This is a genomic window from Pseudonocardia nigra, from assembly GCF_019396355.1.
Classification (GTDB): domain Bacteria; phylum Actinomycetota; class Actinomycetes; order Mycobacteriales; family Pseudonocardiaceae; genus Pseudonocardia; species Pseudonocardia nigra.
On record NZ_JAHKRK010000583.1, the window covers coordinates 1 to 573 of the forward strand.

The 573-nt window shown below is 72.1% G+C and carries 1 protein-coding gene; it reads left to right on the forward strand.

Annotation, left to right across the window (positions count from 1 at the left end; genetic code table 11):
• On the forward strand, positions 1-423 hold a 423-nt coding region (locus tag KME75_RS42300), incomplete at its 5' end, for a transposase (RefSeq protein WP_219420719.1).
• Between the last annotated feature and the right edge of the window lie 150 nt (positions 424-573).

Genomic DNA, 573 nt, shown 5'->3' on the forward strand with positions numbered 1-573 from the left:
TCACCGACGCCGACGGCCTGCCGATCACCGGGTTCCTCACCAACACCGCCCGCGGCGGACCCAGCGGCCAGCTCCCTGACCTGGAGCTGCGGCACCGCCGCCACGCCCGGGTCGAGGACCGGATCCGCGCGGCGAAGGACACCGGGCTGCGCAACCTGCCCTTCCACGACACCAACCAGAACCGCATCTCCCGTCGCCATCGCCGCCCTCGCCCAGGACCTGCTCGCCTGGTGCGCGCGGCTCGCGCTGCCCGCCACCGCCGCCGGCTACGAGCCCAAACGGCTGCGGCTGCGGATCCTCGCCACCGCCGGACGGCTCGTGCGCACCGCCCGGCGGCGCGTCCTGTACATCGACTCGACCTGGCCCTGGGCCGAGGCGATCACCACCGCCCACACCCGACTCCGCACACTCCCCGTTCCCTGACCCGACCACCACATCCCTACGACCGAGGGACCGGAGCACCGGCAGACCCCGCTGAGCCGGCGATCCCACGCGCCCGCCCCCAGCGACACGACCAAGAAGATCAACAGAAGCGACCCAAGATCACAGCACGGTCGTTACGAAAGATCGAGG